This is a genomic window from Acrocarpospora sp. B8E8, assembly GCF_039871605.1.
GTDB lineage: Bacteria > Actinomycetota > Actinomycetes > Streptosporangiales > Streptosporangiaceae > Acrocarpospora > Acrocarpospora macrocephala.
Map to the genome: position 1 here is coordinate 74,676 of NZ_JBDPLV010000011.1, position 25,593 is coordinate 100,268.

Annotated in this window: 27 protein-coding genes; 15 read left to right on the forward strand and 12 right to left on the reverse strand. The window is 67.4% G+C overall.

Annotation, left to right across the window (positions count from 1 at the left end):
* Positions 1-24: 24 nt before the first annotated feature.
* Together ABGB08_RS12820 and ABGB08_RS12825 are read left to right on the forward strand one after the other, a co-directional pair.
* Complete coding sequence (locus tag ABGB08_RS12820; RefSeq protein WP_347589704.1) at positions 25-1,152, forward strand: sulfite oxidase; 1,128 nt, start codon at positions 25-27, stop codon at positions 1,150-1,152.
* Between the two features lie 206 nt (positions 1,153-1,358).
* Positions 1,359-2,903 carry a wax ester/triacylglycerol synthase family O-acyltransferase gene (locus tag ABGB08_RS12825; protein WP_347589706.1) on the forward strand — a complete coding sequence of 515 codons (1,545 nt, stop codon included), beginning with the start codon at positions 1,359-1,361 and terminating at the stop codon, positions 2,901-2,903.
* A gap of 115 nt (positions 2,904-3,018) precedes the next feature.
* Here ABGB08_RS12825 and ABGB08_RS12830 read toward each other — a convergent pair whose 3' ends face one another.
* Both ABGB08_RS12830 and ABGB08_RS12835 read right to left on the reverse strand, forming a co-directional pair.
* Complete coding sequence (locus ABGB08_RS12830) at positions 3,019-3,180, reverse strand: hypothetical protein (RefSeq protein ID WP_347589708.1); 162 nt, start codon at positions 3,178-3,180, stop codon at positions 3,019-3,021.
* Positions 3,181-3,318: 138 nt separating this feature from the next.
* Positions 3,319-4,512: an FAD-dependent monooxygenase gene (locus ABGB08_RS12835; protein ID WP_347589710.1), complete on the reverse strand. Its 1,194-nt coding sequence runs from the start codon at positions 4,510-4,512 to the stop codon at positions 3,319-3,321.
* A gap of 83 nt (positions 4,513-4,595) precedes the next feature.
* On the opposite strand from ABGB08_RS12835, the gene ABGB08_RS12840 reads away from it, so the two are divergent.
* Positions 4,596-5,222 carry a TetR/AcrR family transcriptional regulator gene (locus ABGB08_RS12840; protein WP_347589712.1) on the forward strand — a complete coding sequence of 209 codons (627 nt, stop codon included), beginning with the start codon at positions 4,596-4,598 and terminating at the stop codon, positions 5,220-5,222.
* 9 nt (positions 5,223-5,231) lie between these two features.
* Positions 5,232-5,717, forward strand: a complete 486-nt coding sequence (locus ABGB08_RS12845; protein ID WP_347589714.1) for a GNAT family N-acetyltransferase — start codon at positions 5,232-5,234, stop codon at positions 5,715-5,717.
* 225 nt (positions 5,718-5,942) lie between these two features.
* Here ABGB08_RS12845 and ABGB08_RS12850 read toward each other — a convergent pair whose 3' ends face one another.
* The gene (locus ABGB08_RS12850) at positions 5,943-7,046 is read right to left on the reverse strand and encodes a GntR family transcriptional regulator (RefSeq protein ID WP_347589716.1); all 1,104 of its coding nucleotides are present in this window, start codon (positions 7,044-7,046) and stop codon (positions 5,943-5,945) included.
* 200 nt (positions 7,047-7,246) lie between these two features.
* Between ABGB08_RS12850 and ABGB08_RS12855 the strand changes: the two genes are divergently transcribed.
* Complete coding sequence (locus ABGB08_RS12855) at positions 7,247-8,071, forward strand: helix-turn-helix transcriptional regulator (RefSeq protein ID WP_347589718.1); 825 nt, start codon at positions 7,247-7,249, stop codon at positions 8,069-8,071.
* The gene (locus ABGB08_RS12860) at positions 8,062-8,274 is read left to right on the forward strand and encodes a DUF397 domain-containing protein (protein ID WP_347589720.1); all 213 of its coding nucleotides are present in this window, start codon (positions 8,062-8,064) and stop codon (positions 8,272-8,274) included. The genes ABGB08_RS12855 and ABGB08_RS12860 overlap by 10 nt, the downstream gene beginning before the upstream one ends.
* Positions 8,275-8,347: 73 nt before the next feature.
* Here the strand turns inward: ABGB08_RS12860 and ABGB08_RS12865 are convergent, their stop codons facing one another.
* On the reverse strand, positions 8,348-9,790 hold the full coding sequence (locus ABGB08_RS12865; protein WP_347589722.1) for a hypothetical protein: 1,443 nt from the start codon (positions 9,788-9,790) through the stop codon (positions 8,348-8,350).
* A 269-nt stretch (positions 9,791-10,059) separates the two neighbouring features.
* On the opposite strand from ABGB08_RS12865, the gene ABGB08_RS12870 reads away from it, so the two are divergent.
* Genes ABGB08_RS12870 through wecB form a run of 7 tightly spaced genes read left to right on the forward strand, consistent with a single transcriptional unit; the run spans position 10,060 to position 16,322 of the window.
* Entirely contained in the window at positions 10,060-11,241 is a 1,182-nt protein-coding gene (locus tag ABGB08_RS12870) for a radical SAM protein (protein WP_347589724.1), read from the forward strand.
* Positions 11,238-11,801, forward strand: a complete 564-nt coding sequence (locus tag ABGB08_RS12875) for a hypothetical protein (protein WP_347589726.1) — start codon at positions 11,238-11,240, stop codon at positions 11,799-11,801. The genes ABGB08_RS12870 and ABGB08_RS12875 overlap by 4 nt, the downstream gene beginning before the upstream one ends.
* Positions 11,798-12,586, forward strand: coding sequence for a hypothetical protein (locus ABGB08_RS12880; protein ID WP_347589728.1), 789 nt, complete (start codon positions 11,798-11,800; stop codon positions 12,584-12,586). Before ABGB08_RS12875 ends, ABGB08_RS12880 begins: the two co-directional genes overlap by 4 nt.
* Entirely contained in the window at positions 12,583-13,683 is a 1,101-nt protein-coding gene (locus ABGB08_RS12885) for a hypothetical protein (protein WP_347589730.1), read from the forward strand. Before ABGB08_RS12880 ends, ABGB08_RS12885 begins: the two co-directional genes overlap by 4 nt.
* Positions 13,680-14,483: a sugar phosphate nucleotidyltransferase gene (locus ABGB08_RS12890; protein WP_347589732.1), complete on the forward strand. Its 804-nt coding sequence runs from the start codon at positions 13,680-13,682 to the stop codon at positions 14,481-14,483. Before ABGB08_RS12885 ends, ABGB08_RS12890 begins: the two co-directional genes overlap by 4 nt.
* A gap of 25 nt (positions 14,484-14,508) precedes the next feature.
* Complete coding sequence (locus ABGB08_RS12895; protein WP_347589734.1) at positions 14,509-15,162, forward strand: NUDIX domain-containing protein; 654 nt, start codon at positions 14,509-14,511, stop codon at positions 15,160-15,162.
* Between the two features lie 29 nt (positions 15,163-15,191).
* Positions 15,192-16,322, forward strand: a complete 1,131-nt coding sequence (gene wecB, locus ABGB08_RS12900) for a UDP-N-acetylglucosamine 2-epimerase (non-hydrolyzing) (protein WP_347589736.1) — start codon at positions 15,192-15,194, stop codon at positions 16,320-16,322.
* Between the two features lie 337 nt (positions 16,323-16,659).
* Here the strand turns inward: wecB and ABGB08_RS12905 are convergent, their stop codons facing one another.
* On the reverse strand, positions 16,660-17,076 hold the full coding sequence (locus ABGB08_RS12905) for a pyridoxamine 5'-phosphate oxidase family protein (protein ID WP_347589738.1): 417 nt from the start codon (positions 17,074-17,076) through the stop codon (positions 16,660-16,662).
* Positions 17,073-17,534 carry a pyridoxamine 5'-phosphate oxidase family protein gene (locus ABGB08_RS12910; protein WP_347589740.1) on the reverse strand — a complete coding sequence of 154 codons (462 nt, stop codon included), beginning with the start codon at positions 17,532-17,534 and terminating at the stop codon, positions 17,073-17,075. Before ABGB08_RS12910 ends, ABGB08_RS12905 begins: the two co-directional genes overlap by 4 nt.
* 212 nt (positions 17,535-17,746) lie before the next feature.
* Between ABGB08_RS12910 and ABGB08_RS12915 the strand changes: the two genes are divergently transcribed.
* On the forward strand, positions 17,747-18,445 hold the full coding sequence (locus ABGB08_RS12915) for an NADPH-dependent F420 reductase (protein ID WP_347589742.1): 699 nt from the start codon (positions 17,747-17,749) through the stop codon (positions 18,443-18,445).
* Between the two features lie 265 nt (positions 18,446-18,710).
* On the opposite strand, the gene ABGB08_RS12920 is transcribed toward ABGB08_RS12915, so the two are convergent.
* From ABGB08_RS12920 to ABGB08_RS12940, 5 genes are all read right to left on the reverse strand, one after another.
* Positions 18,711-20,321: a cation acetate symporter gene (locus tag ABGB08_RS12920; RefSeq protein ID WP_347589744.1), complete on the reverse strand. Its 1,611-nt coding sequence runs from the start codon at positions 20,319-20,321 to the stop codon at positions 18,711-18,713.
* Positions 20,318-20,668: a DUF485 domain-containing protein gene (locus ABGB08_RS12925; RefSeq protein ID WP_347589746.1), complete on the reverse strand. Its 351-nt coding sequence runs from the start codon at positions 20,666-20,668 to the stop codon at positions 20,318-20,320. Before ABGB08_RS12925 ends, ABGB08_RS12920 begins: the two co-directional genes overlap by 4 nt.
* Before the next feature lie 188 nt (positions 20,669-20,856).
* Positions 20,857-22,344: a cation acetate symporter gene (locus ABGB08_RS12930; protein WP_347589748.1), complete on the reverse strand. Its 1,488-nt coding sequence runs from the start codon at positions 22,342-22,344 to the stop codon at positions 20,857-20,859.
* Positions 22,341-22,712, reverse strand: coding sequence for a hypothetical protein (locus ABGB08_RS12935; protein ID WP_347589750.1), 372 nt, complete (start codon positions 22,710-22,712; stop codon positions 22,341-22,343). Before ABGB08_RS12935 ends, ABGB08_RS12930 begins: the two co-directional genes overlap by 4 nt.
* Positions 22,709-23,467, reverse strand: coding sequence for a LytTR family DNA-binding domain-containing protein (locus ABGB08_RS12940; RefSeq protein ID WP_347589752.1), 759 nt, complete (start codon positions 23,465-23,467; stop codon positions 22,709-22,711). Before ABGB08_RS12940 ends, ABGB08_RS12935 begins: the two co-directional genes overlap by 4 nt.
* 273 nt (positions 23,468-23,740) lie before the next feature.
* On the opposite strand from ABGB08_RS12940, the gene ABGB08_RS12945 reads away from it, so the two are divergent.
* On the forward strand, positions 23,741-24,406 hold the full coding sequence (locus ABGB08_RS12945) for a methyltransferase domain-containing protein (protein ID WP_347589754.1): 666 nt from the start codon (positions 23,741-23,743) through the stop codon (positions 24,404-24,406).
* Here the strand turns inward: ABGB08_RS12945 and ABGB08_RS12950 are convergent.
* Positions 24,393-25,538 (reverse strand): YqcI/YcgG family protein, encoded by a 1,146-nt coding sequence (locus ABGB08_RS12950; protein ID WP_347589756.1) that lies wholly within the window; start codon positions 25,536-25,538, stop codon positions 24,393-24,395. The two genes, ABGB08_RS12945 and ABGB08_RS12950, sit on opposite strands and share 14 nt — an antisense overlap.
* Positions 25,539-25,593 lie beyond the last annotated feature (55 nt).

The window sequence follows — 25,593 nt, forward strand, 5'->3', positions numbered from 1 at the left end:
CGAAATCCCGAGAGAGGTGTCCCGATGGAGCTCCACACCTCAGCGCTCTGTACGTTGGGCGACATCGCCCCACTCATCCGCAACCATCCCGCCTCGCCCCCGTCCGGCCCGATCGTCAAACCCCTCCCCCACGACCTGTTCATCGTGCACGGCACCAGCGCCGAGATGCGCTGGGAGGCCATGCGCGGCCAGGGCTACCACGTCCCCACCGAACGCTTCTTCGTCCGCAACCACACGGCCACGCCGATCATCGACGTACGGACCTGGCGGTTGCGCCTCCACGGCGACGCCCTGCGCGCCCCCCGCTCGTTCCGCTACGAAGACCTGCTCGCCCTCCCCGCCACCACCAGAGATGTGACGATCGAGTGCGCCGGCAACGGCCGCTCCTTCTTCGCCAGCCAGCAGGGCACTCCGGCCACCGGCACCCAGTGGCGGCTGGGCGGCATCGGGGTGGCCCGCTGGCGCGGCGTGAAACTGGCCACCCTCCTGGACCTGGCCGGGATCACGAAGGACGCGGTGGACGTGATGCCCGTCGGCCTGGACCAGGAATATGTGGAGAACGGCGTCAACCTCGGGCATGTACGGCGTCCGCTGCCGGTCGCCAAGGCGCTGGACGACGTGCTCGTCGCGTACGAGATGAACGGCGAGCCGCTGCCACCCGATCACGGATTCCCCGCCCGGCTGGTCGTGCCCGGCTGGACCGGGGTGGCGTCGATCAAATGGCTGGGCAGCATCGAAGTGGCTTCCCGGGAGCTGAGCTCGCCGTGGAGCACCGGCCTCTACCGCCTCGCGGACCGGCCGCTGACCACGCAGGTGGTGAAGAGCGCCTTCGAGCTGCCGTGGGAAGCCCGGCTGGAGGCCGGGCGCCAGCACATCCTGCACGGCAGGTCCTGGTCGGGGGCGGGGCACATCGTGCGGGTGGAGGTCAGCGTGGACGGCGGGCGCTCCTGGCAGCGGGCCCACACCCGCAAGCGGCTGGCGGCGGCCTGGGCGCCCTGGCACATCGCCTGGTGCCCGCCGGCGCCGGGGCCGTACACGCTGCTGGCCAGGGCCACCGACGAGACCGGCGCGACCCAGCCGGTCCGTGCCGAATACAACCCCAACGGTTACCTTTTCGACGCCGTCGTCGAACATCCCGTCACCGCTGTATAGGCAAATGTCACTACCTGGGCAGTTTGGGGGTGAAGGGGCAGGTGGGCGGGGCTCCGGGTGGTCTCGTCAATGACTGGCAAGGTCATGTCCATTGTCTGGCTGCTGACAGAATCTCCCGGAGACGTCGGGGAAATGCCCTGGTAACCGAACACGGCGAAGATGGTCACCCTGGGTAGAACACCGGGGGTCAACAGGGGAGGAAGCCCATGCGTCAGCTGACGGCGCTCGACGCGCAGTTTCTCAGCGGCGAGTCTGCCACCACGGCGGCGCATGTCGCGGGGCTGGCCGTGCTGGATGGGGCCATCACCCGGGCGAGGCTGATCGAGCTGCTGCGGGAGCGCCTGCACCTGGCCCCGCCGCTGCGGATGCGGCTGGCCGATGTGCCGTTCGGGCTGGATCGGCCGTACTGGACGGAAGACCCGGACTTCGACGTGGCCGATCATGTGTACGAGTCGATCGTGCCGAGCGCGGACGAGCTGGCCGCGCACGTGGGGCGCATCCACGCGCGGCGGCTGGACCGGTCGCGGCCGCTGTGGGAGATGCACCTGATCCACGGCCTCGGCGACGGCCGGGTGGCGCTTTACACCAAGATGCACCACGCCGCCATCGACGGCGTCTCCGGCGCGGAGATCCTGAGCTCATTCCTGGACCTCTCCCCCGAACCCCGCGAAGTCGAACCGGCCCCGCCCGCCACGCCGACCACCGCGCCCGACGTGCGGGACATGCTGGCCAACGCCGTCAACCGCGCGCTGTCCCAGCCGATGGCCTCGGTCCGCTCGCTGAGCAGGGCCGTCGCCGACCTGGACGCGATCCCGGTGCTCTCCGCCCTGCCGGGGGCGCGGCGCATCGCCCGCGCCGCCCGCTCGATGCTGGGCGAGAAGCCGGTCCCGGACCTGCCCTCGCTGGCGGCTCCGCGCACCCCGTTCAACGGCCCGGTGTCCAGCCGGCGGAGCTTCGCCTACGGGTCTGTCGCGCTCGCCGACCTCAAGTACGTCGCCAGGACCTTCGGGATGAGCGTCAACGACGTGGTCATGACGGTCTGCGCGTCGGCGTTGCGGGCCTGGCTGGAGGAGCGGGGTTCGCTGCCGGGCCAGCCGCTGGTCGCCGCCGTCCCGGTCTCGATTCGCTCGGGCCGTACGGGTGAGGGGCGCAACCAGATCTCGGCGATGATCACCCCGCTGGCCACCGACGTGGCCGACCTGAAGGACCGGCTGACGACGGTCCGGGCCACCATGAACGCCGCCAAGCGCCGCTTCGCGGTGTCCCACACGACCTGGCTGAACGACCTCTGCTCGGCGCTGCCCGCGGTGCTGGCCCGGGCCACGCCCGCGGTCTTCCGGCTGGCCGGGCTGGTGACGCCCGGGGTGAACCTGATCGTCTCGAACGTGCCGGGGCCGCAGGTTCCGCTGTATATGAGCGGGGCCCGGCTCCTCGCGTACTACCCCATGTCGGTCCTGACGGACATGACCGGCGGGTTGAGCATCACCTGCCTGTCCTACGACGGCAACCTCGACTTCGGCGTGGTCGCCTGCCCGTCGCGGGTGCCCGACGTGTGGCAGGTCATGGACCACATCCGCGAGGCGATGACCGAACTCGTCAAGCTCGCCGACGCCGACCACCTGGACAACGAAAGCGCCCCCGAACCGGGTAACGGTGGCGCGACCGACATCCGACCAACGGCCGGTACCGCCCGCATGCGGCCCAGGCCCGCGCCGACGCGCGCCGGCCGCACCCCAAGCCCGGCAAGATAGGGCTGAACCCCGAGTTACGGGCCTACATTCAAGGCCGCCCGCAGAAGCGTTGGTGTTGCGTACTCTATCGACTGGGCCCGGCCGCGGGCATCGACGCCCGAGCGGGGGCATCGCACTAACTGGCCGGATCGGGCTCGTTCCATGTCCAAAGCGGAACATCACGCAACGGATGGAGTTCGTCGTCTGTGGTTGCGCGGGAGTTCTGCTGGGCCACTCGCGAGCCGAACTCCAGATGTTCGCGCACCGCGTCGCGGAACGGCTGGTCGTCAGGTGTCATATACCCACCTTCATGGCTGCTCGCGAGAAATGTACAGCGCTACCCAATCGCCGATGGCGGTGCGATCCGGACGGCGCAGAGTATTGCGGAGGTACGTGGTGCAGGGCCGGCCGAGCGCACCGGGGCAGCCGACCGGAGCTAGTAGTCCTTGAGTGTGATCGCGATCGCGGCCCTGCGTATCGGCTCGGTGATCCGCTTGATCATGCTGTTCTTCCCCGGCAGATGCGGCATCAGTCGCAGCATGAACATCTGGAACCGGATCTGTGCCGCCGTTTTCAGCACCATGCCCTTGAGGTTGTTCGCGGCGAGCTTCTGGTTCTCCTCGACGAAATGCCGCATGTCGCTCTCGTAGGCGGCGAACCCGGCCCGATGGTCCCCCGCCGCGGCGGCGAGGGAGCCCGCCAGGACGTAGGCGCCGACCAGAGCCAGGCTGGTGCCCTGGCCCGAGGCGGGTGAGGGCCCGTAGGCGGCGTCGCCGACGAGGGCCACCCGGCCGGAGGACCAGCGGGCCATGCGCACCTGGCTGATCGAGTCGAGGTAGAAGTCCGGCGCGTCCACCAGGGCGTCGAGGAGTCGCGGGACCTCCCAGCCCTGGCCGGCGAAGATCTCGGCGAGCAGCTTCTTCTGCTGGGTGACGTCCCGGCGGTCGTACGCGAGCGGGGGCGAGGAGAAGAGGAACATCGCCTTGGCGTCGGCGCTCTGCCGGGTGCTGTACATCCCCATGCTCTTGCCCGGGGCCGGGTGCATGATCTCGGTGCGGTCGAGATCGAGATGGTTCGGGACCGTGAAGATCGAGATGTAGTGCCCTAGGTGGTGGATGAACGGGGACTCCTCGCCGAAGGTCAGCGCCCGGACGTTGGAGTGCAGGCCGTCGGCGCCCACCACGAGGTCGAACATCCGCGGGGGGGCGTTCTCGAAGGTGACCCGCACGCCTTCGGTCGTCTCCTGCAGTGCGGTGATGGAGTCGTCGAAAACGTACTCGACGTCGTTCTTGGTCGCGTCATACAGAATCCGGGCCAGGTCGCCGCGCATGATCTCGATGTCGTCACCCTCGCGACCGCCGAACAGTTGGGCGCTCATGGTCCCCACCTGCTCGCCGTTCACGTTGACGAACCGCGCGATCCGCATGTCGGTGCTGTTCCGCTCCACCTCGTCCCGAAGCCCCATGCGGTCGACGACCTCAAGGGCTGCCCCGCGAATGTCGATTTTGTAGCCGCCGTCCCTCAGCGAGGGCGCGCGCTCTACGACGGTCGGGTTGAACCCGTACTTCCGCAACCACAAGGCCAGCGCCGGCCCGGCGACGCTCCCACCGGAGATCAGGATGTTTACCATGCCTTGACCGTACAAACGTCTCATTCGTTTGTCTAGTACGTTCGTCCAAGACATTTGTACGACCATCGGCTAAGATCGTGGGTATGGGTAATCGGGAAGATCTGCTCGCTGGAGCGAAGCGGTGCTTGATGGAGAAGGGATACGCGGGCACCACCGCTCGCGATATCGCAGCCGCGTCGGGCACCAGCCTCGCCTCCATCGGCTACCACTTCAGATCGACGAAGGCGCTGCTGAACGCGGCCCTCGTCGAGGCGATGGAGGAATGGGGGAAGGAGATCGAGCACGCCCTCGCCGCCGAGGCGCCGCCCGGCGCGACCCCCCTGCAGCGGTTCGAGGCAACGTGGGAGCGGATCATCGAGTCCTACATCAGGCTCAGACCCCTCTGGGCCATCCAGTTCGAGCTCATCGCGCAGATGGACCGCCTGCCGGAGCTGCGCGAGTCCTTCGCGAGCGCGAACCGGGAGGCCCGGCTGGGGCTGGCGGCGCTCTTCGAGAACCTGGACCCGGCCGTCGACGAGAAGAAGGCGATGGCCGTCGGCACGTTCTACCAGGCGCTACTCGGCGGGCTGGCGACCCAGTGGCTGGTCGATCCGGAGAGCGCCCCCTCCGCCCACGACCTCGTCCAGGCGCTGCACACGATCACGGCAGGGCGCTCCGGTCCGACCCAACCCGACACCCCCTCTCCTACCGCAGCCGGAACCTCGCCGTAGTCTCCGCTCATGCCGATCCGGTACGCCCTTCCGCCCGACGCGGACGTCATGGCCGAGATCACCTGTGCCGCGTTCGCCGAGTTCGAGACCTTCGACGTCACCCGCGAGCAATCCGCCGCCAACTGGCGCCGGAATCTCCTCGGGGACGCGGCCGAACGGCCTCGGCCACACCACACCAGGATCGCCGAACTGCCGGACGGAACGGTCATCGGTCTGGTCATGGGCGGCCCGGCAGATCCGGAGCTCGGCTTTGACGCCGAGATCTACGCCCTCGCGGTCCGTCCCGGCCATCAGGGCCAGGGCCACGGCCGCGCCCTGCTGCGGGCGGCGGCGGCCGATCTGTGCGCCGACGGGTTCGGCTCGCTGGCGATCCGGGTACTGGCCGTCAACGAACGCGCCCGCCGCTTCTACACCTCCCTCGGCGGAGTCCTCGCGGGAGAGGTGCCACCCTACGAGGTCTTCTACGCCTGGCCGGAAATCGCGGCGCTCCTCTGATCAGGAAGCCGCCGCCAGAGCGGCAGCCGCCGTTTCCGTGAGAATCGCCCGCGACATCGCCACTTCCAACTCGTCCGGAACATCACCGTTGAGTGGGATTGGCCTGCCCCTATGCCCTAGAAAGGCGCGTTGAGCGAAGGTCACCAATCTTGATCGGGCCTGTGTCTGTGAATACGAAACCAGTCGTGGCAGCGGAACCGGCGGTCCGGCACCTACTCGCATGCTTTAGCTGGTGTGTTCTCCGGTAAAGCCCAGGTGGGCGGCGAGCCGTGCTTCGAGTTCATCCATGCTGTCGTAGGTGTAGATAATGAGTTGCTTCCGTGAGATGCCGTGAATGCTCTTGGTCGGCCAGAAGTGGGGCGGAACGGAATAGGTGCCCCGGTGGATGATGCAGTACGCCCAGCCCAGCTTGGTCAGTCTGATCATGATCTGATGGGCCGCGTATCTAGACAGCCCGTGTTCGGCGCGGAGCTTGGTCCTCGGGCCGAGATTGCGGTGCCCAGGGATCTCGCCGGACTGAATCCTGGAGATGATGTCTTGGACGATCGTGCCGACCCGCTCAGCGGCGGGAACGATCTGAACCACCTCATCGGGGTCGCTCACCACGTAGCCGTCTCCAGGAAGAAGGTGGATCAGGTCTCGATAGCACAGTCGGTGCTGGGCGTTGGTCGCGGTGTGGCGGCTCACGTCGTGAGTGCTCATCAGTTCGTGGATGGTCGGGATCGGTTCGCCCTTGGCGAGTGCGCCGCTGCTGATCTGAGCGGCCAGTAGCTCGGCGATCTGGGCGCTGGTCGGGGGCTTCCGGCGAATAATTGGCTCGACGGTGGGTTCAGGGATGAGAAGGGTGGTTTCCTGCCCAGTGGCCGTGGACATGTCATCTCCGTTCATCTTTGGCTTCTTCGATAGGGAACGCGGGGCCTCCAACGTGAACCAGACCGCCCGGCCCAACTCGTGGTCCCTAAACCCCCACGCGGTCGAGATCTGCTCGACCAACCACAGGCCCCAGCCTCCGGAGCTGTCCGGGTGAGGGTGGGCGCACACGCTCGGCCTGCTGGACGTTGATCCCTGGTCGATCACCTCGACCCGCACAGACGCGCCATCCGCGGACACCGTCATCATCAAGCGACCGACAGGCGAACAGCCCGACTCCGAGTGGGCGAGCGCATGGGTAACCAGCTCCGAGGCCAGCAAGACGACATCGTGGATCCGGCCGAACCCGTTGTTCCTGAGCACAGTCGCGACGTATCGCCGCGCGACCGACACCGAGCTGTCGACGCCCGGCAAACTGAGGGCACCAAGCAATCTCGACGCGACCTGTCCCGTGGCCATGGCGATTTACCCCTTTTGTCGGAGGACTGCCGTCAAGAGCCACAAGGCCCGCCGCCTCGCGGCTCTTGACGAACGGCCCTAAGATTGCCCCTAATTTGACTTGAAGCACAGAAGAAACCGGCACATCTGTTATAGAGATCGATGGCAAGGCGATTGAAACGGATTGAAACCGCTGTATAACCCGGCCGAACGGAGGAAGAATGCCTGCCCCTCACGAGCTCGACCCCAGTGCGAGCCCGCTCGCACTCCTCGGCTCCGAGCTAAGGAAATACCGGCTGGCTGCAAACTTGTCTCAAGAGCAGCTGGGCGAAATGATCAACTTCAGCACGGGAATGATCAGTTTCATTGAACGCGCGGAACGCGCGCCTCGCCGTGAGTTCGTCGAACTCTGCGAGAAGGCGCTAGGGCTCGACGGCGAACTTCTCCGCCTATGGCCTCTCATCACCATGGAATCAAGCCCTCAATGGTTTCGCCCCTGGCTTCAGATCGAGCCCGACGCACGAACCCTGCGCACGTGGCAGCCGCTCCTTATCCCTGGCCTGTTGCAGACCGAGGAGTACGCTCGGGCAATCCTCAGCGGCGAACCCGGCATGAAGCCGGAACAGATTGAAGAGGCGGTCGCCGCCCGTATGCACCGGCAGACCATCTTCGAACGATCTACTCCACCAATGTTCTGGGTCGTCCTCGACGAGGGAGTACTTTCACGCCCGGTCGGCAGCGGTGAAGTGATGCACAACCAACTCAAGCACCTGATCGATATGGCGGGCCACCCGTTCGTGACCATCCAGCTGGCTCCCCTGGACAGCCGCGCGACCTGCGGGCTTGAAGGTGGTTTCGTCATCGCCCAACTCGCTGGACAAGCCGACACCGTTTTCCTTGAGTCGGCTACGCTAGGATATGTCACCAATCGCCCGGAAGAGGTTTCCGCCGTTACCGTGCGATACGAAGCCATCCGCGCTGAAGCACTTCCTGCCACGCTATCGATGAAGCTAATCAACGAGAAAATGGTAAACACATGGACCTGAAAGATGAGCTGACAAATGCCGCCTGGCGCAAGTCATCCTACTCGGGGTCCAGCGGAGGCGACTGCATCGAAGTCGCCCCACTTTCCCAGGGCCGAGTCGGGCTACGCGACACCGAGGCCCTTGACCTGCCACCACTCGTGGTCAGCCCTGCTGCATGGCGCGCATTTGTCGAAGGCGCCAAGGCTGGCGAGTTCGACTTCTGATCAGAAGTAAACGAAGCGATAGCCCTTTGACATTAATCAAGAGGCTTTGGATTTGAGCGGAACTCGCTCGACTTCAGAGCCTGGAGATCCGCGTGGCGAGGTCGGCGACATCGGGGTGTTTTGTGTGCGGTTCGAGCTGTCGTCGCAGTTCTCCAAGTCGGACTCGAACGCGGCGGGACGAACTGGTGCCAGCGGCTTCGACAGCGGTATAACCCACCGCAGCAGCACCTTCAAGATCGTGGGTGGCGAGGTGCGCTTCGGCGAGGGAGATGTTGTCGAGGGTTGCGTTTCGGGCTCCGCCGAATCCGCGCAGGTCGATGGCTTTGGTGAGTCGCCAGATGGCTTCGGGTGCGTGGGCGGGTGAGTGCTTGGACAGTTCGGCGTAGCCGGCGCCGGTCAGGCTGAACAATTCCGCTTCGGCCACGTGCCTGATTCTCCAGTCGGGGCCGCTGCGATCTTCAGCGAGGGCGGCGTGCTCTTCGGCCATGCCGACGGCCCGGTGGACCTCTTGGGCGCGGCCGCTCTGCGCGAACGCCCAAGCTTTGATCGCGTACTGGTTGGAGAGCTCACCGGGAGTGAAGCCGCGGGTCTTGCCGATGCCCTGGGCGGCGTCGAGGTAGTCGAGTACCTCGCGCGGGCGGGCGAGTTCGATGTTGTGTCCGGCCATGCGCACCACGGTGTGGCCGGCCAAAGCGTGGTTTCCGGAGGCTTTTGCTGCTTGGAAGGCGATGACGTAGTGCTGGGCGGCGTAGTCCTGGAGACCGAGGTCTCGGCATGCGTAGGCAGCCAGGCCCGCGACGTCGGCGAGCGCGTCAAGAAGGTCGTCTCGAATGGGCTGGTGAGAGGTCCGGTTGATGAGACTGGTCGCGTGTCCCAGGAGCCGGGCCACGCCGCACTGGAGTTGGCCGCTGGCGCCGTGCTCGTACACCCAGCCGCGGTACATCGCAGTGAGTCTGCGGACTTCCGCAGCTTGCTCCGGGCCGATTCGGTCCGGTATTGCTGCTCGCAACACAGGCGGGAGACCGACCAGCGCGGCCCCCGCAGCGGTCATGCTGGCGAGCATCTCCCGGCGGTTCGTGGCGTCCTCCTCCGACTCAACGTCCGAAAGCAGAATCTCAGCGTAACCAGGGGTCCCCGGCATCTCGGGGGCAACGGTAGCGTCCGCCCGGCCACCTGTCCGCATGGACAGCAGATCGTCGACCGTACTGCCATAGACGACGGCCAGCCGGGAAAGGTCGAGGTGCGACGGGGCCCGCGCTGATGTCGAAGAACGGCTGCCCGGACCTTCCCACCGTTCCCAGTAACTGACCTGTTTGCCGGTCTTGGGCACGGGCGACGGCCACCGCATGTTGTAGAGATCGGCGACCTGTTCCTGAGTGAGACCGGTCGCGAGCCGCCATGCTACGCGGCTGTTGACGCCCAACAGGGTCGCGATCGCCTCGGCGATCTGGTGCGGGGCCGCGCCATTCGCCTGCATCGTCTGGCGTAGCTCGGCGACCTGTCGACGAACGCTCACCTTGCCAGAAGATGCACCCACGGCAAAGGCCCTCGCTCTCCTCGAGAGTCACTCCGACGGTACCCACTGTGCCGGGCCGCCGCATCCGATGCGGCAGGTCTTGCGCTCAGCATGAGGTACTGACCGCCGGAACTCCCCGAATCTGAGGAGTTCCCCACGGGTGTTCTCCCCGTCTGCGGGGGTCACGCGCGAATCCCTCGTCGCTTTTGCTTGAGGAGCAGGCGGGAGGCCCGGCGTAGGGCTCCCAAGAAGCGATCGAGGAGGTCGCGTTGACGACCATCGCCCGTAGCCCGGCCGAGCCCGTCGGCCTATTGGACCCGCGCCGGGAGTGGACGCCGGTGATCGACCAGCATGCGTCCTGGCTGGCCGTGAACTCGATCCAGGGCTGCCCGAAGAGCTGCGACTACTGCTTCTTGAAGCAGCGAGGCCAGACCCGGGTCCGGCCGGTCCAGTTGCACACCCCGGCCGAGACCGTCCGGCTGCTGATGGACTCCGACCTGTACGGGGCGGACCGGACGGTGGCTCTGTTCACCTGGACCGACGTGATGGCCGTGAGGGCTTCGAGGGACTACCTGGCCGAGCTCCTGGCCGAGTTCGTCGCGGCGGGCCTCCCGAACGCGGTCGTCCTCATCACCAAATGCCGGGTACCCGCCGGTACCATCGAAGCGATCCGCGCCGTCCGAGCGGCGGGCCTGCGCGTCATCGTTTACCTCAGCTACTCAGGCATGGACGCCGATATCGAGGTCGGTGTCCGGCACGAAGAGATCCGGGAGAACTTCCCCGCCCTGCACGCGGCTGGGATCCCGGTCGTGCACTACTGGCGGCCGGCGTTCCCCGCCTCGGCGACGATCGAGGTGATGACCCGGGTCCTGGACACGGCCGCCCGCTACGCCGTCTGCACCATGGCCGCCGGCCTGAAGGTCGAGCCCGAGGCGCTGGACCGGCTCGCTGTCCACTGGCCGGAGCTCGCCACCACACCGGGGGTTACCGACGCCGAGTGCGTCTACCCCGAACCGTATTGGGAGTTCATCCACCGCACGACCGACCGGCACCCAGGCCACCCGGTGTTCCACACCAACGCGTGCGCCCTGGCCTACACGCTGGGCGAGGCCGACCGGTTCGGGATCTACGGCGGGCAGGTGTGCACCCAGCGCAACCACTGTCCGAAGCGGCAGCGGATGGTCTGCGCGGCCCCCGCCGACATTGCACTCCCCAGCCCGGACGTCATCTCGGTTGTGCTGGAGCGGCGCGGCCTGGCCGACGTCTCCTTTGAGCTGGTGTCGGACCGGCGGGAGCTGCGCATCGAGGCGGCGGTCCCCAACCGGGTGGTGTCGGCGCTCACCCAGGACCTCGGGGTCCGTGTCGTCGTCTCTGGGCAGGGCTCGGACGCCTACTGGAGCAGCGGAACCGCCGGTGCGCAGCCGCTGGTCATCAAGGTGGCCGGCTCGTGATCGGCGACGAGGACCTGGCAGACATGGTGGACAGGACCCGGCGGCTCCGGCAGGGCTTCGCCGGAACCGCGCCACGAGCGTGGGACCCCGCCACGGCGGGTGCTGAGCTGGCGGTTCAGCTCGGCCATGTAGCGTTGTGCGTCGCCCGCCACCGCGGCATGGACGTGTCGGCCTACGAGGATGTGGCCCGGCCGATCGGCGATCTCGGGGACGAACTCGCTGACGTGACCCTGGCCGCTCTCAGCATCAGTGTCCTGGCCGACGTGCCCCCTGCGCACATCGAGCTCGCGCGGACCGCCGCGTCCGGGTCGGAGATCGAGGCTCTGCTGCTGTTGCTGGTGTGTGCCGGGCAGGCCGTCGAGGCCGGGCTGGTGGCCGCCGGATACCGGCACCAGCCCACGGGGACCCCGGTCCTCCTCCCGCAGGCCAGCGCCGCGACCGTCACTGCCGCGGCACAGTTCGCCGGGCTGCTCGGCTTGGACCTGCCAGCCGAGTTCCGGGCGATGAACGCCGACGCCAGCGACTTCTTGACGAGCTACCGAGACGGTGATGCCCGATGACGTTGCTTCAGCACCAGCGGGACGGCGAGGTCCTCAAACTGATGAGCGGCTCCGCAAGCGCCCCGCTCATCCGGTGGGCTGAGGAATCCAGCACGCCCCACCTGAACCGATATGTCCAGCATCTTCGCGACGGCGGGGTACGGCTGCCAGCCGAGCTGCGGATCGTGGTCCACTCCTGGCGGCCTGCCGTCCAGCACCAGTGGGTGCCCGGCGTCCCGGTGCCCGACCTCGCCGGGACGGACCCCGAGGCATTCCTCGCTGCGGTCGGGCAGATCGCGGCCTGGGCTACGGCCCTGAAGGTCACCCCGGCCAGACTCGACACCAACCTCGCGAACTTCATCTCCACGGGCGACGGGCTGGTCTGCATCGACGTCCTCCCGCCGCTGCTGGCCGACCTGCGGCCCGCCGAGAACAACGACTGGGAGCGGCTGTTCGGCGCACTCTGCTACGACGTAGACATCACCCTGTGCGCGCTCGCCGGATATGCCGCCCGAACTCTCCTGGCCGCCGCAGCCGCGCTCTCTCCCGGCCAGGTCGACGACCTGCCCGGGCTCTGCCCTGGACATCCAGACCCCGGCATCCTGCCCGTCCGCTGGTTCCATAATCGCCTCGACCTGGCCGTGGCCGCGCTCCGTCGTCAGTTGCCCGCCAAGACCGTCCTGAGCGCGTTCGGGCTCTCCTCGGTCCTGCGGCTGAGGAATACTCCGATCCTCGAGCGGCAACCCCGCATCGACGCCGCCCTGACCTCGCTGAGCAGCCACACAAGCCGGATCAGGTCGTCATGACGATCGGGACCGGTGACCTGAGCCGATCTGCCGGAGACGTCGGCATCTCCCTCACCAGCCCGCCGCACCTGCTTCCCGACCTGGCGGCCCACCTGGACGACTACCTGGCCGGCCCCATCGGCGAGTTGGACCTGCCCGGCTACCAGCTCAACCTGTGGACCCAATCCGATCAGTACCGCACCGCCACGGCCGCGTTCACCGAGAACGTCACCGGCCAGGTCTCACCTGTTCCCGGCGTCACCCTCACCGAGAGCCGTACGTCGGCAGGCACCCGGAGCTACACGGTGCGCCGCGACGACCTGGAACAGCGGCCCGGAGCGTGGGCGGTCTCCATCAACGGCACCATCATCGACCTGTTCGTCAACAGCGCCGAAATGGCCGCGCGCTACGCGGTGCGAATCATCCGCGAGGCGATGCTGCGGACCTATGAGAACGCGCACGGCATCGTCTTCCACGCCGCCGGGGTCGACCGGGCGGGGAGCGCCTTGATGATCTGCGGGCCCCGCAGCGCCGGCAAGACCAGCACCCTGGCCGCCCTGCTTCGCGCACTCGGCGACGACGGCGCGCTGCTGTCCAACGACCGGATAATCGTGCACGGAGACGACCGGGTGGTGGCCGTCCCACTGCCCGTCCCCGTCGCCCGCGGCACCATCGACGCCTTCCCCGAACTCCGCGCCGCCATCCCCGCATCCGCCCGCACCGATCTGCCCGACACCTTCGCCACGGCCGCCAAGACCACCCTGGCGGCCCGGCCCTTCGCCGCGGCGCTCGGATCATCACTCACAGTCGGGTCACACCTGCAGACCCTGCTTGCCCCGCGGTTCAGCGACACCGCACAACCGCCCCGCATCCGACGTCTCACCGAAACCGAAACCCTCGCCCTGCTCACCGAGGCGTGCTTCACCCCGACCGACGAGTTCTGGCAGCCCTGGCTGGTCGAACGCACCACCAGCGACACCGCCCTGACCAGGCAGGCCGCCCTGGCGTGCGAACACCTCGCCGCCACCGTCCCCTGCCACCAGCTGACCTTCGGGATCCGCGGACAGATCACCGATCTGCACCGCGCCCTGGCCGACCTGACCGGAGCCCGCCCATGATCCTCCCGCACCGTCCCTGCCCCGCCGTGGTGACCGCCGCCGGGCACGGCACCCGCTTCTACCCCTTCACCCGGTTCGTCCCCAAAGAGATGCTGCCCATTGGGTCCAAGCCCGCCCTCGGACATGTCATCGCCGAATGCATCGCCGCCGGAGCCGACCACGTGTACGTGGTGACCCGGCCCGACGACCAGATTGTCCCCGGCTACACCGCCTGGCTCCACGACCAAGGTCTCGCCATCCGAGCGGTCCCCGAGGACTTGTCCTGCGGATACGGCAACGCTGCGCCGCTGCTGACTCTGGCCGACGAGCTCACCGCCTGCGAAGAGTTCCTGGTGGCGTTCGGTGACGACGTCCTGCTCGGCGGAACCCCAGGAGCGGACCTGGCTGCGATGCGCGCCCTGGCCGAGAGCGCCTCCGCCGAGGCGACCATCGCGGCACAGCGCATCGACCGTACCGACATCGGCTCGTTCGGCGTCGTCGACCTCGCCGAGCCCGGAGGGAACCGCGTCACCGGCATCCGGCAGCGCCCCGACCCCGCCTCGGTGGCCGAACCTCTCGCGGTAGTCTCCCGCCTGGTCCTGCGCCCCGCCATCCTCGATCATCTGGTCACCCGGCCCGAAGCGGCCGGAGAAGTCGACCTCGGCGTCGCGGTCGGAGAACAGGCCCGTGTCGGCGACGTCCGCGTCCACCGCCTGGACGCTGTCTGGGTTACCGTCGGAGAGCCCCACCGCTATGCCGACGCTCTCGCCCGCTTCGAGCGAGGCGACCTCACCGCGTCCTGCGTCACCGCCGGGGCTTGAACACCCACGCCGCCCGGAGGACCACGTGCTCATCGACGTCTATAACGACCGCAACCAGCACATCGGGCAGCAGGACAAAAAGATCGCGCACGAAGACGGGCTATGGCACCGCACGTTCTCATGCCTGGCCGTCAACCCCGTACGGGCCACCGTGCTGCTGCAGAAGAAGCAGCCGGGCCGGTATTCCTTCGACCGACCAGACCAGGCCGACTTCACCGTCGGCGGCCACTACGAAGCGGGCGAGACCACGCCCGACGGCGTCCGGGAGATCCGCGAGGAACTCGGCATCAACGTCCCCTACACCGACCTCCAGCCGCTGGGGATCCGGCAGACCGCCGTGACGCTTGCCCCCGGCTGGATGGAACGGGAGTTCCAGTACTGGCACCTGCTCCCGCTCGACCTCGATCTGGAACAGATCCCGCTGGACGACGCCGAGGTATCCGGGCTCGTCGAACTCGACCTCGCCGCCGCGATCGAACTCGCCGACGGAACCCGGCCCGACGTGGCAGCCCGCTACCTGATCCGGGATAGCGCGAATCGCCGCTACATCGATGCCCCGCTGAGCCGGACCGACCTCATCCCGGGGTACCTGGAGAAGGACACCGACCAGCTCTACCTGCGCCTGTTCATCGCTGCCCGCCGCTACATCACCGGCGAACGAAGCCACCTGTTCTGGTAGCCGTCCCCGAAAAGGAGCCAGCCCGATTGATGCCCCGTCTCCCCGACCGGTCCATCGCCGTCGTCCTCGGCACCCGTCCCGAGATGATCAAACTGTCGGTGCTGATCACCCTGCTCGGCGATGCGGCCCGTGTCATCCACACCGGCCAGCACTTCGACAACGAGCTCGCGTTCGGCCGCGGCCAAGCCCACCGGCGGCTGGATGTCGGCGGCCGACACCGCGGCGAGCAGATCGGCGAGGCCACCTCCCAGCTCACCCGCGACTGGGGTGCCGACCCGCCAGCGGTGGTCATCGTGCAGGGCGACACCAACACCGCCCTCGCCGGGGCCTTGGCCGCCAACGCCGTCGAGATCCCCCTCATCCACGTCGAAGCCGGCCTGCGCAGCCACGACCGGGCCATGCCCGAGGAACACAACCGGATTCTCATCGACCACCTCGCCGACGTGTGCTGCGCCGCCACCCCCGGCAACGTCACCAACCTCTGGGCCGAGGGCATCCCCGAGCACCGGATCATCCTCACCGGCAACCCCATCGTCGAAGCCGTCCACCTCACCACGAGGGACCACGCCTCCGCCCACCGGGCGACCGCGTCCCTCACCGGACCGCGCTTCGTCCTGGCCACCGTGCACCGCCCCGAGAACACCGACGACCCCGACAGGCTTCGCCGGCTACTGGAAGCTCTGGGCACGCTCGACCTGCCGGTCCTGCTCCCGCTGCACCCTCGAACCCGACAGCGCGTACGGCAGTTCGGCCTCGGGTACCTCCTCGAACGGCTGCACGTAACCGGGCCACTCACATATCCGGCCTTCCTTGCGATCGCCGAGCAAGCGACCCTGCTGATCTCCGACTCCGGCGGGCTCCAAGAAGAGTCCAGCGTCCTGGGATTGCCGCTCCTGGTCATACGGCGATCCACCGAGCGTCCCGAAGCCCTCAGCCCACGATGCCTCCTCGTGCCCGATCCGGGACACCTGGCCCAGCACGCCGAGGAACTGATCACGAACTCTCTGACGGAAGCACCCGTCACCTGTCCGTTCGGCGATGGGCGAGCCTCCGCCCGAATCGCCGACTTGAGTGAGCTCATCGGCCTCCAGCGGAGACACCACTCTGGCTACGCAACAACGCATATAGGCGACGTGCAAGAGGACGTCGTCGTGGTCTAGCGCCGCCCTTCATCGAGGTGGGACGCCTGCGGGCCCGCGGTGAGGCGGAAACAGGGCGCGGAGCTCTGATGGAGCCCCGCGCCCTGCAGGACGGCGGTTTGGTGTTGTGCCGCCTTTTCAGCCCATCGAAGTCGCCCCGCTTTCCCAGGGCCGAGTGGGCCTACGCGATACCGAAGCCCTTGACCTGCCGCCACTCGTGGCTTCGACAGCGGTAAACCCACCGCAGCGGCACCTTCAAGATCGTGGGTGGCCACATACAGCAGCCTACGTGCGTAAACGTGGGTGCCCGACGGGGTCTGCGGGCTATTTTGGCTGATCCGGCAGCGGCTCTGCTGAGTCAGCGGATGGCGGTCAGCTCGATTCCGGTGACCAGATCGGCGCCGATCGCGATCACGTAGTCCATGTCACGGGCGATCCATGGCCGCAGCCGCTGCTGGTAGTGGGCGATGGCGGCGGGCTCGCGGATGAGGTAGGCGGTGCCGGTGACGATGACGCTCCATCCCAGGTGGGTGACGGGGTCGAGGTTGTCGGCTTCATAGGCGACCACGACGCCACGCTCGGCGGCGGCGGAGACGATCGCGGCGCCCAGGTGGCTGCGGATGATCACGGCGTGGCCGTCGAGCAGGTGGTTGACCGGGCGGATTTCCGGCAGGGCGTTGCGGGTGAACACGATCCGGCCGAGGGAGATGCTGCCCAGCCGGTCGAGGGCCTCCTCGCGGGACAGGTCGCGGATCTGCCGTGCGGCGGTGGTCATCGCGGGCTGTCCGTGGCGTCATCGTCGTTGGTGATCGCCTCGACGGCGGTCCCGGTGAGGAGTTCGGGGTGGATCCAGGCGACCAGGTCGCAGGGCTGGCCGTTCCACTGGTGCAGGCGGGGGGTGAGCTGGTCGAGTTCACCGCTGCTTTGGATGAGGGCGACGCGGCCGGTCAGGGTGATGCTCCAGCCGAGCTGGGTGGCCGGGTCGATCCGGTCGGTCTGGTAGACCACATGGGATAAGCCGGGCCGGACCAGCACAGCGGCCAGTTCGGCGTCGTAGGCCGCGCCGATGACCAGGCGGCCGTCGGTGAGGGTGTGGGTGACCAGGCGGATGGCGGGCAACGCCCGGGAGACGAACACGATCCGCCCCAGCCGGACGACCTCCAGGAGCCGCAGCGCTTCCTCGCGTGGCAGGTGCCTGGTCAAACGGGATGCTGGGTCGGTGCGGGACGTCATGACCGCCACTGTCCCGCAGCGGTCGGCCTCGCAGGTAGAGACCAAAGTCCCTAGTTGCGATCTTTACCGGTGGCCAGGTTCGCACTCGTGCCAGCGGCCCGGGTACCCGGCTCCGGCCCAGCTGTGACTGGCTCCCCGAACCGCGCTCCATCGCACAGCTGCGTCAGTTGGTCTGCGGGAATGCGGGCCGGGCCGGTCATGTTGGGGCGGGCATGACAACAATCGGACTCATCGGTAGCGGCAAGATCGGCAGCACGGTGGCCAGGCTGGCGGTGGCCGCGGGGTACGACGTCGTCCTCAGCAACTCGCGGGGACCCGAGACCCTGCGAGAGCTCGTCGACGAGCTCGGACCGCACGCGCGGGCGGCGACCCCTGCGGAGGCCGGCGAGGCGGGCGACCTCGTGGTCGTCACGATCCCGCTGGGCAAATATCGCGAGGTCCCGGTCGAGCCGCTCGCCGGCAAGGTCGTCATCGATACGAACAATTACTATCCGGAACGCGATGGGCACTTCGCCCCGCTGGATGATGAGTCGACGACGACCAGCGAGCTCCTGCAGGAGCATCTGCCCACGTCGAAGGTGATCAAGGGCTTCAACAACATCTACTTCGAACACCTGCTGGCCCTGGCCCGCCCGGCCGGCTCGCCCGAGCGCAGCGCGCTGGCGATCGTCGGCGACGACGCCGAGGCGAAGCGCGCGGTGATCGAGTTCTTCGACGCGATCGGCTACGACACCGTCGACGCCGGCCCGCTGGCCGAAGGCTGGCGCTACCAGCGCGACACCGCCGCCTACGCCCCCGTGTACGCGAGCAAGGGCCCGGAAGGCTGGAGCAAGCCGGTCCAGGTCACGAAGGACACCCTGAAGGCGGCCCTGGCCTCGTCCCGCCGTTACGCCGAATTGGGCGCCGACTGACCCTGGTTTCGGGGAAGGACAGCCGGGCTTCTTCTTGCTGCCCTTCTTGGTCGGGCAGGCCTTGGGTTTCGGCCCCGGTTTGGCGTTCGCCGCCGACACCTGGTCGTACCACTGGGCGGTGGGCACGACGCGGCGGTTCCGAGCGTCGCCCTGCATTGAGGCGTCTCAGCCCTGGCTCACGTTCCAACTCGTCAAGCTCGCCGACACTTGGACAACGAAAGTGCCCCGAACTGGGTGTGACCAGTCCGGGGGCACTCGACGGCGACTAGTGTGGCGTCGCCTTTTCAGCCCCGACGCCGGTGAGCGAACGGACCTCGATCTCGGCGAACTTCGCGTCGTTGGATTCCTTGCTGAGGATCGTCCCCAGCCATCCGGCCAGGAAGCCCAGCGGGATGGAGATGATGCCGGGGTTCGACAGCGGGAACCAGGCGAAGTCCGCGTCCGGGAACATGGCGGAGGCCGAGCCGGACACCACCGGGGAGAAGACGACCAGGAAGATCGCGGAGACCAGGCCGACGTAGATCGCCGAGACCGCGCCGGCCGTGTTGAAGCGCTTCCAGAACAGGCTGTAGAGGATCGCGGGCAGGTTGCCGGAGGCCGCCACCGCGAAGGCCAGGGCGACCAGGAAGGCCACGTTCAGACCCTGTGCGAGGATGCCCAGGCCGATGGCGACCGCGCCGATGACGAAGGCGGAGATCCTGGCGACCATGACCTCTTCCCGTTCGGTGGCCTTGCCGCGCCGGAACACGTGGGCGTACAGGTCGTGCGCGAAGCTGGAGGAGGAGGCCAGGGTGAGACCGGCCACCACCGCCAGGATGGTGGCGAACGCGACCGCCGCGATCACCGCCAGCAGGATGGTGCCGCCGACCTCGCCGAAGATCAGGTTGCCGACCGCCTTCGCGAGCTGTGGTGCGGCGGTATTGCCTGCCGCGTTCTGCTCGGAGATGGTCTTGCTTCCGACGAGGGCTGCGGCGCCGAAGCCGAGCACGAGCGTGAGCAGGTAGAAGGTGCCGATGATGCCGATGCCCCAGAGAACCGACTTTCGGGCGTCCCTGGCGGTGGGGACCGTGTAGAAGCGGATCAGGATGTGCGGCAGGCCCGCCGTGCCGAGCACGAGCGCCAGGCCCAGGCTGATCAGGTCGATCTTTCCGGCGATGCCCTGGGCCTCGGTGCCGTACCTTTGGCCGGCATTGAGGAAGGCGTCGCCCTTGCCGCTCTGGGCGGCGGCCTCGCCGAGCAGGCCGGACAGGCTGAAGCCGTAGTGGCCGAGCACGAGCAGGGTGACCAGGGTCGCGCCGCCCATGAGCAGGACGGCCTTGATGATCTGGACCCAGGTGGTGCCCTTCATGCCGCCCACGACCACGTAGACGATCATGAGGATGCCGACGCCGACGATGGTCAGCGCCTTGCCGTTGGACGAGGTGACGCCGAGCAGCAGGGTGACCAGGGCGCCCGCGCCGACCATCTGGGCGAGCAGGTAGACGATGCTCACGGTGATCGTGGAGACCCCGGCGGCGGTCCGCACCGGCCGGGGGCTCATCCGGAAGGCGAGCACATCGGCCATGGTGTACTTGCCGGAGTTCCGCATCAGCTCGGCGACCAGCAGCAGGGCCACCAGCCAGGCGACGAGGAAGCCGATCGAGTAGAGGAAACCGTCGTAGCCGTACAGCGCGATGATGCCGGCGATGCCGAGGAAGCTGGCGGCCGACATGTAGTCGCCGCCGATGGCCAGGCCGTTCTGCACGCCGCTGAACTGGCGTCCGCCCGCGTAGTAGTCGGCGGCGGTCTTGGTCTGGCGGCTGGCCCAGAAGGTGATGACCAGGGTGCCGACCACGAAGAGCAGGAAAAGGATCGTGGAGAGCGTGGTCTCGCTCATGCCTTGACCTCCTCTTCCCCGCTGGGAGCCCCCTCGATCTCATGGCGGAGCTCGTCGGCCAGCGGGTCGAGCTTGGCCAGCGAGTGGCGGTTGTACGCCCAGGCGATCAGGAAGGTCGACACGAACTGGAGCAACCCGAAGATCAGCGCGACGTTGATGTTGCCGAACAGCTTGGTGCCCATGAAGTCCCTGGCGAAGCCCGAGAGCACCACGTAGAGCAGGTACCAGGCGAGGAAGGCCACCGTCATCGGGAACGCCCACGACCGGTAGCGGCGTTTCAGTTCCTGGAACCGTTCGGAGCCTCCGATCTCCTCATATACCGACGAATCATGATGTTGCGTCGTCACGATGCCTCCTGTGATCTGGATCACCCACAAAGTAGGAGGGGACGGTACCCGGCGAGGAGAGGCGTGGGCTCGTTCTTCGCCGAGCCGCCGCCACGTGGCGCTCAGCTGGGTCTGGGTTGCGCCGAATGGTCCGCTATGCGCGACGAACGGTTCCGAAAATTATCGGGGCAAAACGGACGCGTGGGAGGTCAGGTTGAGCGGGGGCGCCAGTCGCCCCGATCGACGTCCAGGGTCTCCGGGGTGTGCAGCCGGACCATGGTCCTGGCCACGTTCCGGGGCACCCGCGCGGGGGTCAGCAGCGAGACGACGATCATGACGGTGAACGAGATGGGCACCGACCAGGCGGCCGGCTGAGCCAGCAGCGCGCCCGCCCAGCCATCATGCGGGCCCGCGATGATCGTCACCATCACGGCGGAGCAGGCCATGCCGCCGCCGGCCAGCAGTCCGGCCACCGCGCCGGTGGTGGTCAGCCGCCGCCACCAGATGCCCAGCACCAGCAGCGGGCAGAACGAGGACGCGGCCACGGCGAACGCCAAGCCCACGACATCGGCGACCGGGAGGGCGCGCGCCGTACCGGCCAGGGCGAAGGGCACGAGCACGGCGAGCACGGTGGCGACCCGGAAGGAGCGCACGCCGTCCTTGAACTTGAGCATGTCCTGGCCGACGACGCCCGCGACGGAGACGGTCAAGCCCGAGGAGGTGGACAGGAAGGCCGCGAACGCGCCGCCGCTGACCAGCGCGGTGAGCAGGTCCCCCGCCACGCCGGGGACCAGATGGCTGGGCAGGGTGAGCACGATCGCGTCCGGCCGGTCGATGCCGGGCAGATAGATTCTGCCCAGATATCCGTAGATGGCGGGCATCAGATAGAACGCGCCGAGGAGAGAAAGCACCACCAGCGTGGTCCTGCGGGCCGCCCGCCCGTCCGGATTCGTGTAGAACCGCACGAGCACATGCGGCAGCCCCATCGTCCCCAGAAATGTCGCCAATATCAGCGAATATGTCGAATAGACGGGATACTCGCGGCCATGCAGGGGCAGCGCCCAGGGATCCGACGGCTCAAGCCCCGGCGAGCCGTTCGAGCGCCACGCGATCAGCATGAACACCAGCGGCACGGCCAGCGCGGTCAGCTTCAGCCAGTACTGGAAGGCCTGCACGAACGTGATCGACCGCATCCCGCCGGACAGCACGTTGACCGCCACGACCACCGCCACCAGCAACCCGCCCGCCCAGGTGGGCGCCCCCGTGATGGTACGGAACACCAGCCCCGCGCTCTGGAACTGCGGCATCAGATACAGCCACCCGATCAGCACCACCAGCACGCTGGACACCCGCCGCACGGCCATCGACTCCAGCCGCGCCTCGGCGAAATCCGGCAGTGTGTACGCCCCTGACCGGCGCAGCGGAGCCGACACCAGCACCAGCAGCACCAGATAGCCGCCCGTCCACCCGACCGGCAGCCACAACATGTCCGCGCCGAAGGTGAGGATCAGCCCCGCGATGCCCAGGAACGACGCGGCCGAGAGATACTCCCCGCCGATCGCGGAGGCGTTCCAGAGCGGCGTCACCGTCCGCGACGCCACGTAGAAGTCCGACGTCGTCCGCGACACCCGGATCCCGAACGCCCCGATCAGCACCGCCGCCAGCACGACCAGGACGATCGCGATGACGGAACTCACTCGCGTTCCACCAGCTCGGCGAAGTGCCGCTCGTTGCGTTCCGCGTGGCGTACGTAGAGCCAGGCGCCGACCACAAAAGCCGGATATATCAGCCCAGCGAGGATCACCCAGGGCAGTGGCAGCCCGGCGAGCTCCACCGCGCGCAGGTCCGGGACCAGCAGGAACAGCAGCGGCAGCCCGCCGATGACGCAGGCCAGGACGGTGCAGACGAACAGGGCGAGCCGGAGCTGGGTGCGGATCAGGGAGCCCATGTAGACCTCGCCGAGGCGGGTCTGCTCGTCGATCTCCCGGGTCACCGGGTAGCGCGGCCTGCGGGCGACGGCCGTACGCGGGCTGGTGACGACGACGCGGCGGGGTTTGGCGCTCATTCGGATTTGGCCTTGCGGGCTCGGCGTACGAGCAGGTCGCGCAGTTCGCGGGTGTGCCGGCGGCTGACCGGAATCTCGGTGTCGCCGATCCTGACCACGCACTTGCCCGAGTCGATGTGCAGCTCGTCGATGTGCCGGACCGCGACCAGGTGGCTGCGGTGCACCCGCAGGAACCCGGCGGACGCCCAGCGTTCCTCCAGCGCGGCGAGCGGAATCCGGACCAGGTGGCTGCCGGTCGCGGTGTGCAGCCGGGCGTAGTCGCCACGCGCCTCCACGTATCGGACCTCGTTGCTGGTCACGAAACGCGTCACACCACCGAGTTCGACCGGGATCGTGTCGACGTCATGTTCCACGCGATCGCCCACAATCCCCGTGCTGCCCGCGCAGACCCGGCGAATCGCCTCGGCCAGCCGATCAGGCCGCACCGGCTTGAGCAGATAGTCCTCGGCCTTCAACTCGAACGCGTCCACCGCATGATCTTCGTAGGCGGTGACGAACACGACCTTCGGCGGCCGGGAGAACTGGGTGAGCAGCCGCCCGAGCACGACCCCGTCGAGCCCGCGCATCCGGATGTCGAGAAAGACCGCGTCCACCGGCCGCCCGTCAGCCATGGCCCGATCCAGCAGTTTCAGCGCAGCCGCGCCGTCCCTGGCCGTCAGCACATCACCGATCCGCGGATCGGCCCGGAGCAGATACGCCAGATCCTCCAGCGCCGGCTGCTCATCGTCGACCGCCATGACCCGCAGCCCGGTCATGTCCCGCCTCCTCATGACTTAGTTCCATAGAGACTGATGAAACGGTCTACGGAAGTCAACGCCATCACGGAGCAGTCACAGGTGTCCCAATGGATGAAGCCCCGACAGCATCACACATTTGCGTGACGTTGCGCACCGTGCCAGCGTTGCCGGAACTTGCCAGTGCGCGGCTACAGGGCCTGTTCTAACGTCAGAATCGGCAAACCACGCCCACGCGTTCCACGAGGGCTCTCCGAGCGCCACCGGCACGAACACTGTCATGGATGGACACCGATGGACGGCGTATCAGGCCAGCGACCAATTCGACCCTCCCCGGCCGAGAATCACTGGGAGCAGCTCTATCAGAGAGCTACTGCGGCGCTGCCCTGGGAGCCGAGCAGGACGCCGGTGGAGTTCGCCGAGTGGGCGAGTTTGTTAGCACCTGGTTCGTCAGTCCTGGACCTCGGTTGTGGCCGGGGCGACCACGCCGTTGCCATGGCCCGACACGGCTTCCAGGTAGCAGGGATCGACTTCAGTGCAACCGCCATCGCCGCCGCCCGCGAAAAGGCAACTGCCAGTGGGGTCGACGACATCAGGTTCGAGGTCGCAAACCTCCTCGACTACCGGAGCGAATCCACCTTCGACCTGGTCTATGACTACAGCGTCTTCCATCACGTCGACGTGAGTAACCGGGCTGCCTACGCCCGAACCGTCAGCTTGGCCGTGCGCCCAGGTGGCCTGTTCGCAATCGTCTGCTACGCGGATGACGATCCCGCGGCTGAGGGCGGCGGCCAGCGGGTCGGAACGCTCGGAAACGTGATCCATCATCCGACCCGACACGAGTTATGGAGCCTGTTTCACGCGGACTTCGCCGTGCGATCGAACAAGGCCACCAGACTGGGACGGAGGGAGAATCACCTGGCCCATCACGTCATATTTCAGCGGGTCAGCTCTGCTTGAGCGGGAGCCGCCGATCGGATTCCGGCGCGCGGACCCACCATCTCACCTCCGAGTCCCCCCGCCACCTCGGCAACAGGTAGATGGCGGCCTCCACCCGCTGGTCGATTATCTCGCTTGGATAGTCGAGGCCGGCCGAGGCGAACTGCCGCCTGATCGATTGCTTGAGCCGCGCGGAGGAGGGATGCCGGGAGCCGATTCCATGGGCGTCGAACGAGGACTCCGGCTGGAACAGCACGTACGGACCTACGGCGGAATGCCGAGGATGGTTTGCCGGATAGAGCGAGGAGAAGACGGAGATGAACATCCGTACGCCATGGTAGGAGAACTGCCAACCTGGACGGTTGATATCAGTGAGGGCATCGGGACGATCGGATGGAGTGTCGTTCTGGACCAGCAGTTCCAGGAACTCTCTGAACCAGGTGGCCAGTCCAGGCATACCTTGGTTCTCGATCTCGCCAGGTGGCGCGACGACGAAGCCATCCAAGCCCTCGCGGTCCGCGGCTTTGGCGAATACGGTCAAGTAGGGGACGAGCGCGTCAACGTTCATGAATGCCGGCCAGTTCGCCCGCCACGGCGGAGCCCCCCATAGCTTCGCCCGCTTGGCGAGCGTGCAGGGAGTCTTCAATCGGAGCCTCTCGAAGCCGTCGACCGTCTCGGCCGTGCTGGGGTCGAACGACTGCTGGAATCGGCCGACGTCCCTCTCGGGCGTCATCTCAATCTTGGCGTCAACGGCTGCGTCGACATCTACCTTGAACTCCTCGGCCAACCTTCTAAGCGCGACATGGAATGTCGCGATGGCCGCACCGAGCGAGGGCCAGTCAGCCACGGACCGTGGATTTTTGGGGCCGTCGTAATAATTGAGGATGCGCGCGATCCAACCGGCGCGGCTCAGGAGCGAGGCCACTCCCACCGGTACGGGTCCGTCCGGCGCCTGCTGCGAGGACAAGTCAATATTGAACTGGTTCGCTGTACAAGTGGATATGATCCATATGTCGGCGAACTCCTCTGCCAGTTTGTCGTGCGAGAACCCCTCGTCGCGGCTCTCGATGCCGTCGGCAAGTTCACCGAGTTCTTCAAGGAGACGGGCCAGACCGTTGATTGGGCGCCAATATCCACCGACACTCTGGATCATGGTGTGAACCCGCGCCTGCCTTAACGAGAGGGCGTCCTCTCCATGATTCCGCATC